At 66.4% G+C, this 12786-nt stretch carries 17 protein-coding genes and 1 riboswitch; of the genes, 9 read left to right on the plus strand and 8 right to left on the minus strand.

From position 1 onward, the window contains the following. Positions 1-7: 7 nt before the first annotated feature. The gene (locus U0034_RS05485) at positions 8-826 is read right to left on the minus strand and encodes an IclR family transcriptional regulator (protein ID WP_085223616.1); all 819 of its coding nucleotides are present in this window, start codon (positions 824-826) and stop codon (positions 8-10) included. Between the two features lie 90 nt (positions 827-916). On the opposite strand from U0034_RS05485, the gene U0034_RS05490 reads away from it, so the two are divergent. The 4 genes from U0034_RS05490 (at position 917) to U0034_RS05505 (ending at position 3785) form a co-directional block, all read left to right on the plus strand. Then, positions 917-2104, plus strand: a complete 1188-nt coding sequence (locus U0034_RS05490; protein ID WP_085223614.1) for an acyl-CoA dehydrogenase — start codon at positions 917-919, stop codon at positions 2102-2104. Positions 2105-2372: 268 nt separating this feature from the next. Beyond that, positions 2373-2675, plus strand: coding sequence for a DUF883 family protein (locus tag U0034_RS05495; RefSeq protein WP_085223612.1), 303 nt, complete (start codon positions 2373-2375; stop codon positions 2673-2675). A gap of 151 nt (positions 2676-2826) precedes the next feature. Continuing rightward, positions 2827-3219, plus strand: a complete 393-nt coding sequence (locus tag U0034_RS05500) for a phage holin family protein (RefSeq protein WP_085223610.1) — start codon at positions 2827-2829, stop codon at positions 3217-3219. An 86-nt stretch (positions 3220-3305) separates the two neighbouring features. Then, a complete protein-coding gene (locus tag U0034_RS05505; protein ID WP_085223608.1) occupies positions 3306-3785 on the plus strand; it encodes a DUF3318 domain-containing protein in 480 nt (159 codons plus the stop codon). Between the two features lie 123 nt (positions 3786-3908). Here the strand turns inward: U0034_RS05505 and U0034_RS05510 are convergent, their stop codons facing one another. From U0034_RS05510 to glyA, 7 genes are all read right to left on the minus strand, one after another. Continuing rightward, positions 3909-4310: a type IV pilin protein gene (locus U0034_RS05510; protein ID WP_233211972.1), complete on the minus strand. Its 402-nt coding sequence runs from the start codon at positions 4308-4310 to the stop codon at positions 3909-3911. Between the two features lie 56 nt (positions 4311-4366). Further along, a complete protein-coding gene (locus tag U0034_RS05515; RefSeq protein ID WP_233211969.1) occupies positions 4367-4897 on the minus strand; it encodes a pilus assembly PilX family protein in 531 nt (176 codons plus the stop codon). After that, entirely contained in the window at positions 4894-5712 is an 819-nt protein-coding gene (locus U0034_RS05520; protein WP_158243536.1) for a PilW family protein, read from the minus strand. The genes U0034_RS05515 and U0034_RS05520 overlap by 4 nt, the downstream gene beginning before the upstream one ends. Positions 5713-5721: 9 nt before the next feature. Then, on the minus strand, positions 5722-6135 hold the full coding sequence (locus tag U0034_RS05525; RefSeq protein WP_085223602.1) for a type IV pilus modification PilV family protein: 414 nt from the start codon (positions 6133-6135) through the stop codon (positions 5722-5724). Then, positions 6132-6719, minus strand: coding sequence for a GspH/FimT family pseudopilin (locus tag U0034_RS05530; RefSeq protein ID WP_085223600.1), 588 nt, complete (start codon positions 6717-6719; stop codon positions 6132-6134). Before U0034_RS05530 ends, U0034_RS05525 begins: the two co-directional genes overlap by 4 nt. A gap of 170 nt (positions 6720-6889) precedes the next feature. Beyond that, positions 6890-7369, minus strand: coding sequence for a transcriptional regulator NrdR (gene nrdR, locus U0034_RS05535; protein ID WP_085223598.1), 480 nt, complete (start codon positions 7367-7369; stop codon positions 6890-6892). Positions 7370-7375: 6 nt separating this feature from the next. Beyond that, positions 7376-8623: a serine hydroxymethyltransferase gene (gene glyA, locus U0034_RS05540; protein ID WP_085223596.1), complete on the minus strand. Its 1248-nt coding sequence runs from the start codon at positions 8621-8623 to the stop codon at positions 7376-7378. Positions 8624-8782: 159 nt separating this feature from the next. Then, a riboswitch (ZMP/ZTP riboswitch) is annotated at positions 8783-8882 on the minus strand. Positions 8883-9134: 252 nt separating this feature from the next. Here glyA and U0034_RS05545 point away from each other — a divergent pair. The 5 genes from U0034_RS05545 to tolA all read left to right on the plus strand — a co-directional run bounded on the left by U0034_RS05545 (position 9135) and on the right by tolA (position 12725). Beyond that, positions 9135-9881 (plus strand): SDR family NAD(P)-dependent oxidoreductase, encoded by a 747-nt coding sequence (locus U0034_RS05545; RefSeq protein ID WP_085223594.1) that lies wholly within the window; start codon positions 9135-9137, stop codon positions 9879-9881. Between the two features lie 77 nt (positions 9882-9958). Beyond that, complete coding sequence (ybgC, locus tag U0034_RS05550; RefSeq protein ID WP_085223592.1) at positions 9959-10429, plus strand: tol-pal system-associated acyl-CoA thioesterase; 471 nt, start codon at positions 9959-9961, stop codon at positions 10427-10429. Between the two features lie 157 nt (positions 10430-10586). After that, a complete protein-coding gene (gene tolQ, locus U0034_RS05555; protein ID WP_085223590.1) occupies positions 10587-11264 on the plus strand; it encodes a protein TolQ in 678 nt (225 codons plus the stop codon). Positions 11265-11274: 10 nt separating this feature from the next. Continuing rightward, entirely contained in the window at positions 11275-11721 is a 447-nt protein-coding gene (gene tolR, locus U0034_RS05560; RefSeq protein ID WP_085223588.1) for a protein TolR, read from the plus strand. Then, on the plus strand, positions 11718-12725 hold the full coding sequence (tolA, locus tag U0034_RS05565) for a cell envelope integrity protein TolA (RefSeq protein ID WP_085223586.1): 1008 nt from the start codon (positions 11718-11720) through the stop codon (positions 12723-12725). The genes tolR and tolA overlap by 4 nt, the downstream gene beginning before the upstream one ends. The last annotated feature ends 61 nt before the right edge of the window (positions 12726-12786 follow it).

The raw sequence follows: 12786 nt of genomic DNA on the forward strand, positions 1-12786 counted from the left end.
CGCCTGTTCAACGCACTTCCCCCAGGCGCCGCGCGAGTGCGCTGAGCCGCGGCGCAATCCGCTCTCGGAAGACCACCTCGTTCATCGACGAAGCCGGCCCGCTGCAGCTCAATACGAACCAGCGGCCGTCGTGCGGATCGCGAAACGGGACGGCCGCCGCGTTGACGTCGTCATGCCAATCCCGGAACGAAAAGCAGCAACCCTCGCGCGCGAACGCGGCGATCTCGCGCTGTGCGCCGGCCACGAGCGCGGCGGCGCGGCGGCCCTTGCCCGCCGCTTGCTTCAGTTCACCGAGAAGAGCGGTACGCTCGACTTCGGGGAGCACAGCCAGATAGGCGCGCCCCATCGAACTCGTGAGCATGGACAGCCGCGAGCCGGGCGCCAGGCCCAGCGTGAGCGCCGTCTCGCTGCGAATCGTCTCGAGATAGACCATATCGAGGCCGTCGCGGCAGCCGAGCGACACCGCAGCACCGATTTCGCGGGCAAGCGCACGCATGTGCGGCCGCGCGATCTCGAGCGTATCCGTGCCCGAGAGCAGCGCATAGCCAAGCGCGAGCACGCCCGAATCGAGCGCGTACTTGCCGAGCGCCTCGTCGAAACGCAGATAGCCGAGCACCGTGAGCGTATAGGCCAGGCGGTTGACCGTCGCTTTCGGCAGTCCCGTGCGGGCAACGAGATCGGCGTTGCCGAGCAGTGTTTCACCGGGGCGAAACGCACGCAGCAGTTCCAGGCCGCGCGCAAGCGCGACCACGAATCGACGCTCGTCCGCGCCGGGCGGTGCCGACCCCGCGTTTGGGGCGGCTGCGGTGGATGACGAAAGGGCCAAGTGCTAAACTCGCATGACGTTTTGCAAAACAGTGTTCCGCATAGCGGAACCGAAGTCAAGTTCAATGCCGACCTTGCCTAGGAGAAGAAAATGGCCGAGGCTCTGTTTCACTGGGACGATCCGCTGCTGCTGAACGAGCAGTTGACCGAAGACGAACGCATGGTCCGCGAGGCCGCGCGCGCGTACGCACAAGACAAGCTCCTGCCGCGCGTGACGGAGGCGTTTCGTCACGAACGCACCGACGCCGAAATCTTTCGCGAGATGGGCGAGATCGGCCTGCTCGGGCCGACAATCCCCGAGGCATACGGCGGCCCGGGCCTGAACTACGTGAGCTACGGCCTGATCGCGCGCGAAGTCGAACGCGTGGATTCGGGCTACCGGTCGATGATGTCGGTGCAGTCGTCGCTCGTCATGGTTCCGATCTTCGAGTTCGGCTCCGACGCGCAAAAGGCGAAGTATCTGCCGAAGCTCGCCACCGGCGAATGGATCGGCTGCTTCGGACTGACGGAGCCGAATCACGGCTCCGATCCCGGCAGCATGATTACGCGCGCCCGCAAGGTCGCGGGCGGCTATACGCTCTCCGGCGCCAAGATGTGGATCACGAACTCGCCGATCGCCGATGTCTTCGTCGTCTGGGCCAAGCTCGACGAAAGCGGCAAGGACACGATTCGCGGCTTCATCCTCGAAAAGGGCTGGCAGGGCCTGTCCGCGCCCGCGATCCACGGCAAGGTGGGACTGCGGGCATCCATCACGGGCGAGATCGTGCTCGACGAGGTCTTCGTGCCCGAGGAAAACATGCTGCCGAACGTGAGCGGCCTGCGCGGCCCCTTCACGTGCCTGAACTCGGCGCGCTACGGCATCGCCTGGGGCGCGCTCGGCGCGGCGGAATCGTGCTGGCATACGGCGCGGCAGTACGTGCTCGACCGTAAGCAGTTCGGGCGGCCGCTCGCGGCGAACCAACTCGTCCAGAAAAAGCTGGCCGACATGCAGACCGAGATCACGCTCGGGCTGCAAGGGGTGCTCAGGCTCGGCCGCATGAAGGACGAAGGCACGGCCGCCCCCGAGATCACCTCCATCATGAAGCGCAACTCATGCGGCAAGGCGCTCGACATTGCGCGGCTCGCGCGCGACATGCTCGGCGGCAACGGCATCTCGGACGAGTTCGGCGTCGCCCGGCATCTCGTCAATCTCGAAGTCGTGAACACCTACGAAGGTACGCACGACATCCACGCATTGATTCTCGGCCGGGCGCAAACGGGCATTCAGGCGTTCTTCTGAAGAAGGCGCGGGCGGCCGGCCGCGTACCGGGCGTACCCCGGAACGTTCGGTCCATGCGTCCGTTGGCCGCGCAACGTTTGTAAATTAAGCCCGACCGAACGAAACTTCTGCGCCGCGGCCCCTGTCTTGAAAGGACGCGCCCCGCCAGTGCACGCACCGTGCATCCCGGCCGGGAATGGTTTCTGCGTGCGCGAAGCGGCATGGCGCACGCTCGCGTGCCGTCCGATCTTTGGTACGATGCACGCGTGGACGAAATTAGGGGGCTCTAATGTCAGAAGTCAACAAGGAGAGATTGATGTCGGATATCAAAACCGTCCTCGCGGACGCCGAGGATCTCTTGAAGCAGGCAGCGAACGCCACGGGCGAACGAGCTTCCGAATTGCGCGAAACGGCGCTCTCACGGTTGAAGCAGGCCAAGGAAAAAGCGGCCGACGTTCAGGTCGTCGTCGTCGAAAAAGGCAAGAAGGCCGTACGGGCCACGGACGACTACGTGCACGAGCATCCGTGGACGGCCATCGGCATCGCCGGCGGCATCGGCGTGCTCGTCGGGCTCCTGATCAACCGCAAGTAAGATTGGCCGGCGACGGCCCGCTCCCGCCCGGCCGCGCCGTATGCCGCTTGCCCGGGGCGGCTCGGGCGGGCCGCAGACCGGGCCTTACGTGCCTGTGGGCGCCTATGCCTGCGCTTATTTCCGCTCTTATTTGCGGTTACCCGCCGAACCCATGTCAAACGACGACACCGAAGTGCCTCGCCAAAGCGAGCACGGGCCGCTGCGGCGAATACTAGGCTCGCTCGTGGGCCTGCTGCAGACGCGTCTCGAGCTGATCGGAATCGAGCTGGCCGAAGAACGCGAGCGAATGATCGCCGTGCTCTTTCTCGGGCTCGTCGCAGTCATGTTCGGCATGATGGCGCTGATCAGCCTCACGGCATTGATCGCCGTCGCGTTTTGGGATACCTACCGATGGCAGGTGCTGGCCGGCATCACCGCTGTGTACGGTATCGGCGCGCTGATTTGCGCGCTGAAGGCGCGCAGCGGGCTGCACGATGCACCGATCGTCTTCCAGTCGACACTCAACGAGTTCGAGAAAGACCGGGAGATGTTCCACAAGCCCTGAGGCCCTCAGCCCTGAGCGCCGGCATGCCGCGCAAGATGCCAGGCGCCGGACGCTCACCTGCACCTCGCCCCGAACGCACTCCGCCCATGAGCCAGACATCAACGCCTCATACGCAGCCAGCCAGGCGCCCGCCGGTTCGGAACCTGAACTCCCGGCAAATGCGCGCCGTGCGCAAGGAACTCCTGATCCTGCGCGCAGAGGTCGAGCGAGCCGAATTCGCTCAGGCGCGGCACGAGTTGCGGCACAGCCTCGCCAGCTTCGGCTGGCTGAAGCTGCTCGTACCGGGCTTCGCCACGCCGCGCAGCCGAGGTGGCAAGGGGTTGAACGCGTCCATCACCGATTGGGTCGCCAATCATCCCCTCGCGAGTTCGCTCGCCTCGCTCGTACTCGCGAAGCCGCTGCGCGCCACGTTGTCTGCCGGCGCGAAGCCGCTCGTCAAGTGGGGCTCCCTCGGCGCGGCCGCATGGACCGGATACCGCCTCGTCGCGCAGGTGCTCCGTCACCGCAAAAGCGGCGACGCCAGCGCGACCGACGCCGGCACGGGCGAATCGCCTGCCGCGCACTGATCGCGCACACAGCGGGGCGCTGCGCCGCCACCGCGCGCTGACACCGCGCACCGACACCACGCTTGAGCCCGAGCGCCTTCTTCGGGCGCAAGCGCACGCAAGGCGCCCGCCCCTCGGGCAAGGCTAACGAGCACGCCAGCAGTCCTCGATCTCGAGGGCCGACACGCCGGACACCCGGTTCGCACGTCTGCCGGTCGCCTCGAGCACGAACGTTCCGCAACGGTCGCCTGCCATGAGCCCGCCGGCGCTCGGCACCGCTTCAATTGCGTAGCCGCCGTTGCCCGCGTCGGCCGGTTGCAGATGCAAGCGATACACGGCGGGGCCTTGAGGCGGCACACGGTCGAGGCCCGCAGGCAATGTATCGGCCGCTCCGTGCGCCGTTCGCGCAGGCCGGGCCGTCTCGATGAAATGCGCCGCGCGGTATAGCGTCAGCATGGCGTCCATCCGATACCCCCGGGCCGCATAGGCTCGATAAGCGGGCATGGCATACGCGGTGACGACGGCAACGATCGCAAGGGCGATCATCAATTCAAGCAGCGAGAAAGCCCCCTTCCGGCGTACACGGCGGCAACCACCGCGTGTCACGGCGGCCTCGCGACGATTCTGCGCCAATGCCGCTTTTCGGTACCGTGCTCGCTTATGACGATCGACTGCAGCCAGGACTCGGTGCCCTCGTGCTCGCCGAATCCGCGTGCGGTCACGACATCGACGGTTGCCTGCGGCCGCTCGTCGATTTGCCACCCCTCGATAAGGCACTGCGGCGGGCGGGTGCCGCCAGGCCACCGAGGACGTGGCTCGAATGCGGCGGGGTGAGCAAAGATGTCGGGGTCCCGCCACCGCACGGGGCCGCGTGCGGTGCGCGGCAGATGCGGCGCTCCGCCGGCGCGCAACGCTCGCAGGCAAAGCGCCAGCGCCACGTCCGCCGATTGCGTCGCATACAGGTGATCCTCGACGCTCATCGCGCGGCGGGACGCCGCGATGGCCAGCTCGAACGACGCCGTCGACGAAGCAAGTACCATCGCCGCCACCGATACCACGATGGGTAGTGCCGCCGCGCCCGCATTTCTCCGCGCCCGCGCCGTGCAGCGTGAGTAGCGTAGCGCGTACCTCATACACCCGCTCCCTCTTGATTGCGAATGGCCACATAACGGAGAAACGACTGCCGGATGCGCGCATCGGCGGACCGCTGGGGGCGCCCGTCGCAATCGAAGTAGCGCGCGTGCGCGACGGAGATCTTGCCGCGCACGAGCACGCAGACCTCAACACCGACGACCTCGCTCCATCGATCGTCCGCAATGGCCGACGCTTCGGCCGCGGCTGGCGAGCCTCGCAGCCAATAGCGCAAGTGCAGGCGCTCCACGCCGGCGACGACCGGCTGCCTTGTCGGCCCGCCCGAGCCCAGGCAGTACAGTTCCGGTTCGGCGCCACGGTCGGGCTTCGCCACGAAGAACGTATTGACGACGACAGCGGCCTCATTGGGTCGACCCGCGCCCTGCCCCAGGCAATCGGTCGGCTGGCGAGCGCTAGTGGGCCACGTTGCCACGGCATCGTCGACATAGCGCACCGTGATCATGTCGGAGCCCGCCGCACCCGGCGCGCATACCGGCGTGCCGTCGCCGCGCACGAAGTCACCGCTTGCGCAGCCAAACAGCGCCGGCACCGTCTGCTCGGCAAGCGACGCCGAATCGGGTGGCGCGTACCCGGCCATCTCAAGCTGCTGTGAAAGGAGGCTCAGGGCGGTAGCGCCGGCATCGCGCATCGCGGCGGCATCGGCGGACCACATCCCCATCTGCTTGTGCATGCGGTAGAGCGACGCGGCCGCGCTGACCGCAAGCACGCCGATGCCCGTAGCCACCAATAGTTCGATCAGCGTATGGCCGGATCGGCCGCGGATCGGCCCCCGGCTTGCCGTGCGGTTGCGCTGCATCGGCATTGCTCAGTCCACGAACGGCAAAGCGATGCATGCCCGCCGAACGTCGGCTGCGCTCCGGCCACAACGGGAAGACGCACCGCCGGGCGTCGCAACGCCCGCTGCGCTCCAGGAGACGAGCACCAGCCCGACGCCATCGCCGCTGGCCGTTGTCGAAACGCTTCCGTCCGGCAGATTTGCCGTCGCGAGGGCCTGCGCACCGGACAAGCCACTCTCGAGCGGCCCGGTTTGCCGTTGGCGCTCCAAGAGCGAGACAGCGGCCAGCGCGGCCTGCTCGCGCTGCATCGCGAGTTGCGACGCGCGGCCCGAAACGAGTTGCGTGCCGAGGGACGCCACTGCGGCTAACGACAGCACCGTCAATGAAACGAGCACCTCGAGCAGGGAACCGCCCACATACCGAAAGCCTCGGGGCCGTGTCATGCGCGAGCTCCGCAGCGACCCTCCGCGATTCTGGCCCGCCCACCTGCCGCAACCGCAATGCAGCGCCCGTACTGCTCGCCGTGCGCGTATGCGCCGGCCCCGTTCCCCATGACCTCGAAACTGCGGAAGCCGCCGACAACTTGCCCGGCCGGTGGGGTAAAGCGGACGTTGGCGGCCGAGCCAAGGATGGCGACGTCACGCAACCCCGTGTGGCCGCGCAGCAACCGGCGCCGCTCGCCCTCGCCCGCCATCACGGCCCACCCGCTCGACCACGACGCCACGCGATCGCCCCTGCGGCGCCCTCCCGCACGCTCGCACTGCCCCGCGGCCGCAACAGGGCAGACGACGACGATATCGGCGCGGCGCATCGCCTCGCTGCGCGCATAGGCAAAACTGGCAAGCAAGGCGCGCGCGCTCGATTCGATACGCTCCTTGCGATGCCAGGCGGCGAACGATGGCGCGGCCATCGCGGCAAGAACCGCCAACATCGCGCTGACGGTCACGACCTCGACCAGCGTGAACCCCCTGCAACGGCCGATCGAATGCGCCGCCCGTGTAATTGCCCCGTGTTTGCCGCTGCCCATCGAAAAGCACTCCGAAGTTCGCACGCCACGACTGTAGCGGCGGGACCTCGGCTGCGCCATCGCCCGTTCGGCCGACTGTTGCGACAACGCGGACGCGCACGAGAATCAGGCGTCACGTGCAATGCACCGCACGAAACGGGAAAGGAGGTGCGATGAAGGAAGGTAACGGCTCAGCGCTTGCGCTGCGACTTGGAAGGCCCCACGCGGCGAAACTCCTCGATCACGTCCTGAAATTCGGACACGTCTTCGAAGCGCCTGTAAACGGAGGCAAAACGGACATAGGCGATGGTGTCGAGTTGGCGCAGTTCGTTCATGACGAGCTCGCCCAGCCGCTCGCTGCGCACTTCGCGCTCGCCGCTGCCCAGCAACTGATATTCGATGCGAGCGACCGCGGCGTCGATCGCGTCGGCGGCCACCGGTCGCTTTCTGAGCGCCAGCTTCATGCTGGCAACGATCTTGCGGCGGTCGAACTCGGTACGGCTGCCGTCCTTCTTCACGACAGCGGGCAGCATCAGCTCCACCCGCTCGTAGGTCGTGAAGCGCTTGTCACAAGCCGAGCAACGGCGCCGCCGGCGAATAGCGGCGCCATCCTCGGATACGCGGGAATCGACGACCTGCGTATCCTCGTGCCGGCAGAAGGGGCAGCGCATGGAGGCTCAGCGGTAAACCGGGAAACGCTTCGTCAGCTCGGCAACCTGCGCGCGCACGCGCTCGATCGTTGCCGTGTCTTCCGGATTCTCGAGCACGTCGGCGATCAGGTTGCCGACCTGCTCCGCTTCTTGCGTGCCAAAGCCACGCGTCGTCATCGCCGGCGAGCCAAGACGGATGCCGCTCGTGACGAACGGCTTTTCAGGGTCGTTCGGAATCGCGTTCTTGTTGACCGTGATGTGCGCGGCACCAAGCGCGGCCTCCGCAGCCTTGCCGGTAATGTGCTTCGCGCGGAGGTCCACCAGCATGACGTGGCTTTCGGTGCGGCCCGAGACGATGCGCAGCCCGCGCTTGACGAGCGTATCCGCCAGCACGCGCGCGTTGTCGACCACGCGCTGCTGATAAGTCTTGAACTCGGGCGAGAGCGCTTCCTTGAAGGCCACGGCCTTCGCGGCGATCACGTGCATGAGCGGGCCGCCCTGGATGCCCGGGAAGATCGCCGAATTGATGACCTTCTCGTACTCGGCCTTCATCAGGATTACGCCTCCGCGCGGCCCGCGCAGGCTCTTGTGCGTGGTCGTGGTGACGAAATCGGCATGCGGCACCGGGTTCGGATACACGCCCGCGGCGATGAGGCCGGCGTAATGCGCCATGTCCACCATCAGATAGGCGCCGACCGACTTAGCGATCTTCGCGAGCCGCTCGAAATCGATGCGCAGCGCAAACGCCGATGCGCCCGCGACGATCATCTTCGGCTTGTGCTCCTCAGCAAGCCGGGCAGCCGCGTCGTAGTCGATGTCTTCGGCTTCGTTCAGGCCGTAGCTGATCACGTTGAACCACTTGCCCGACATATTCACCGGCGAGCCGTGCGTGAGGTGGCCGCCGTGGGCGAGGCTCATGCCCATGATCGTGTCACCGGGCTTGAGCATGGCGAAGAACACGCCCTGGTTCGCCTGCGAACCCGAATTCGGCTGGACGTTTGCCGCCTCGGCGCCGAACAGCGCCTTGACGCGATCGATCGCCAACTGTTCGACGATGTCCACGTATTCGCAGCCGCCGTAATAGCGCTTGCCCGGATACCCTTCCGCGTACTTGTTCGTGAGTTGCGAGCCTTGCGCGGCCATTACTGCCGGGCTCGTGTAGTTTTCCGAAGCAATCAGTTCGATATGCTCTTCCTGACGCCGGTTTTCCTGTTCGATCGCCTGCCAGATCTCGGGATCGACGGCGGCGATGGTGCTTTGGGCTCTGTCAAACATACGGATTCCGTTAAGGGTGTACGGGTTGGCCGAAGCGTGCGCGGAACGCATACCGGTCGTACGCTTGCGCTCGATGGCGGTGAGGCCGGTCCTGGCAGGGCGGAATATCCGTTCGGCAGGCAAGGCAACCCCCAGCGGCGCAAACGACAGTGCGCGGCATTCGGCTGCCCAGGCGAACGGCAAAACGGCACCTTGCGCTTCACGGTGGGTCGCTCCACCTTGACCCCGGAGGGTATTATCGCCAGTCACGCAAGGGATGAGCGCGTTAGTGTATTGGAAGCGCAGTCAATAGGCAATTGGACGGCGCGGCCGGGCCGTCCGGCCCGCGTCAGGGCCATCCGCGGCACCCGCCCCTCGTCGCCCGATCCCCCACCGCCGCCGCTGCGCGACAACCGCACCCGGCGTTATGATAGAACCCCCTTTTGCCTCACCCGGCCTCGCCCGCCGCATTTCTTGCCGCGACGCGGCAAATCGCAGTAGGCTTGCCAGGTTTGACCAGCCAGGAGCAGCAATGATCGTTTTCGTGACCGGGGCGTCCGCCGGTTTTGGCGCCGCCATCGCCCGCATCTTCGTCAAAGGCGGCCACCGCGTGATCGCGACAGCCCGGCGCCTGGAGCGCCTCGAGGCGCTCGCCGGCGAGCTGGGTCCGGCGCTCATTCCGCTCGAACTCGACGTGCGCGATCGCGCCGCCGTGGAGGCGCTTCCCGGCAGGCTGCCGGCCGAATTCTCCGCCATCGATGTACTCGTCAACAACGCCGGGCTCGCGCTCGGCCTGGAGCCGGCACCCCGCGCGGAGCTCGACGACTGGTACCAGATGATCGAGACCAACTGCATGGGGCTCGCAAGCGTCACACGCGTGCTGCTGCCCGGCATGGTCGAGCGCAACCGTGGCCACATCGTCAATCTGGGCTCGACCGCGGGCACCTACCCGTACGCGGGCGGCAACGTCTATGGCGCCACGAAAGCATTCGTCCACCAATTCAGCCTGAACCTGCGCGCGGATCTCGCCGGCACGGCCCTGCGCGTGACCAACGTCGAGCCCGGCCTGTGCGGCGGCACCGAATTCTCGAACGTGCGCTTCAAGGGCGATGACGCGAAGGCCGCGGGCGTCTACCGCGACGTCGCCCCGCTGAGCGCCGAGGATATTGCCGAGTCCATCTACTGGATCGCCACGCGCCCCGCGCACGTCAACGTCAACACCATCGAACTGATGCCGGTGGCCCAATCCTTCGCCGGCTTGTCGGTCCATCGGGGCTGAAATCGGGCGAGTGCCCCGCCCGACGGGCTTCGGCACTCATTTTGAGATGACGGCGCCGGTTCCGGTAAAATGCGCGCATGAACACCCCTAGCAGTCGCCCGCAAGCGGATTCGGGTATTTTTTGGCCAATCCGCGTGTACTACGAAGATACCGATGCGGCTGGCATCGTCTTCTACGCGAACTATCTGAAGTATTTCGAGCGAGCCCGAACGGAATGGCTGCGGGCCTGCGGCGTGGAGCAAAGCCGCCTCGAGCGCGAATCGGGCATCTTCTTCGTGGTACGTCGAACGACCGTCGACTATCTCGCGCCCGCACGCCTCGACGATATGCTCACGGTCGAAAGCCGCGTCGAGCGGCTCCGTGGGGCGAGCGTCGACTTCATGCAGCAGCTCCGCTGCGGCGACCGCGTGCTGGCCTCGGGTGCGATCAACGTGGCCTGCCTGGAGCGCCTCACGTTTCGCCCGGTGGCCTTGCCACCCGAGGTGGTCGCGGCACTGCGCGAGGGCCCGCGCCCGATGAGCGCAGGCCTGTCGGCGGCCAGCGCGTAAGGCCCGTTGAGACGACGCCAATGAACTTGTACAGTTCGCAGCGAAACAAAGCAAGGTTCGGCCGCGACGTCGCCGCAGTCGGTTTCGCGTCCCCGACAAGGTTCTTTTTGCGCCGGCACCCGGTGCGCAGCCGCTCGGACGTCAAAGCAAAACATCTATGAACAACGCACAAGATTTGTCGATCATTTCGCTCGTCCTCAACGCGAGCATCCTGGCACAGGCCGTCATGGGGCTGCTGTTGCTGCTCTCGCTGATGTCCTGGACGTTCATTTTCCGCAAGTGGTTTGCGATTCGGCGCGCCCGCGCGCAGACTGAGCAGTTCGAACGGGATTTCTGGTCGGGCGGCGACCTGCAGGCGCTCTATCAAAGCGCGGCGAACAACCGTCATACGATCGGCGCGCTCGAGCGGATCTTCGAATCGGGCATGCGCGAATTTCTCAAAGCCAAGGAAAAGCGCATCAGCGATCCGGGCGCCATTCTGGACGGCGCGCGGCGTGCGATGCGGGCGGCTTTCCAGCGCGAGATGGACGTGCTCGAGGCGAATCTCGCTTTTCTCGCGTCGGTAGGCTCGGTCAGCCCGTATATCGGCCTTTTCGGCACCGTTTGGGGGATCATGAACGCGTTCCGCGGTCTGGCCAACGTACAGCAGGCCACGCTGGCAAACGTCGCCCCCGGCATCGCCGAAGCGCTGACGGCCACGGCTATCGGTCTTTTTGCGGCAATCCCGGCCGTGGTGGCCTATAACCGCTACGCGCACGACATCGATCGCCTCGCCATCCGCTTCGAAACGTTCATCGAAGAGTTTTCGAACATCCTGCAGCGTCAGGCGCATTGAGGAGTAAACAATGGCCGGCTCCATCCGTTCCAGCATGCGCGGCGGCCGCTCGCGCCGCGCGATGTCCGACATCAACGTCGTGCCTTACATCGACGTGATGCTCGTCCTGCTCGTGATCTTCATGGTCACCGCGCCGCTCGTTGCACCGTCCATCGTCAATCTGCCGACCGTCGGCGGTGCCGCACCGCAGCAACAGACGCCGCCCGTCGTCGTGAACATTCGGGCCGACGGCAAGATGAGCGTGCGCTACAAGGACGACGCGGGCGCCACTCAGCAAGAAGACATGACACGCGCCGAGCTGACAGGCTTCGTCCGGGAGCGCGAAGCGTCGCATCCCGACCAGCCGGTCGTCATCGCAGCCGACAAGACGGTGCAGTACGAAACGGTGATGAACGTGATGTCGGATCTCAAGGCGCGCGGCGTCAAACGCGTGGGATTGCTCGTCAAATCGCAATGAACCGCAAGAAGTCCGACGTTTATCCGTTGCAGCCGCCCCGCGAACGCGGGACGGGGCGGGCGTTCTCGCTCGCGCTCGTGATGCACGTGCTGTTGGGGGTATTCCTTTATCACGGCATCCACTGGCAAAACAGCACGCCGGCTGGCGCCGAGGCGGAGATCTGGACCGAGATCCCGCAGCAGCAAACCCCGCCGCCGCCCGCCCCCACGCCCCCGGTGCGCGTAACGCCGGCTCCGCCCGTGCAGGACGAAGAGGCCGACATCGCGCTGCAGGAGAAAAAACGCCAGCAGCAGGAAGCCGCGCAGCGCGCGGCGCAGCTCGCCGAGCAGCAGCGCCAGCAACGGCTCCAGGCCGAGCAGGAGGCCGAGGCGAAGCGTCAGCGCCAGCTCGCGGAGCAGCAGGCCGAACTGGCTGCCCAAAAGGCCGCGGCCGAGAAGCTCAAGCGGCAGCAGGCGGAGAAGCTGCGTCAGCAGCAACTGGCCGAGCAGCGCCAGGAGCAGTTGAAGCAGCAGAAGGAAGACGAACTCAAACAGCAGCAGCTCGACGCGCAGAAGAAGGCCGAGGCGGACAAAGCCGCCAAGGCCAAGGCGCTCGCGCAGCAGCAGGCGAAGCAAAAGCAGCAGCTCGACCAGGAACGCCGCGCCCGTCTGGCGCAGCTGCAGGGGCTCGCCGGCGACAGCCCGACCGGAAACGGCCTGGCCAAGGGCGGCACGGGCACGGGCTCCGGCGGCACGGCCGCTTCGGCCGGCTACGCCGACAAAGTCAAACGCCGCGTGCGGCCGAATATCGTCTGGGCGGGTGAAACGCAGGGACTGGAAACCGTGATCGCGGTGCGCTGTTCGCCCACGGGCACGCTGCTATCGGCCACGATCCAGCGCGGCAGCGGTAACGCCCAGTGGGACGACGCCGCGCTGCGGGCGGTACAGCGCTCCGATCCGATGCCGCTCGACGACAACGGGCGGGCACCGGCGAGCTTCACGATCACGATGCGGCCGGCGGGCTGACGGTAGTACGCGCGTCCAAATGTGCGCGGCGCAGCATTCGGACGCAGGAACGAAACATGCG

The sequence above is a fragment of the Trinickia caryophylli genome, from assembly GCF_034424545.1.
In the GTDB taxonomy this organism is placed as follows: domain Bacteria; phylum Pseudomonadota; class Gammaproteobacteria; order Burkholderiales; family Burkholderiaceae; genus Trinickia; species Trinickia caryophylli.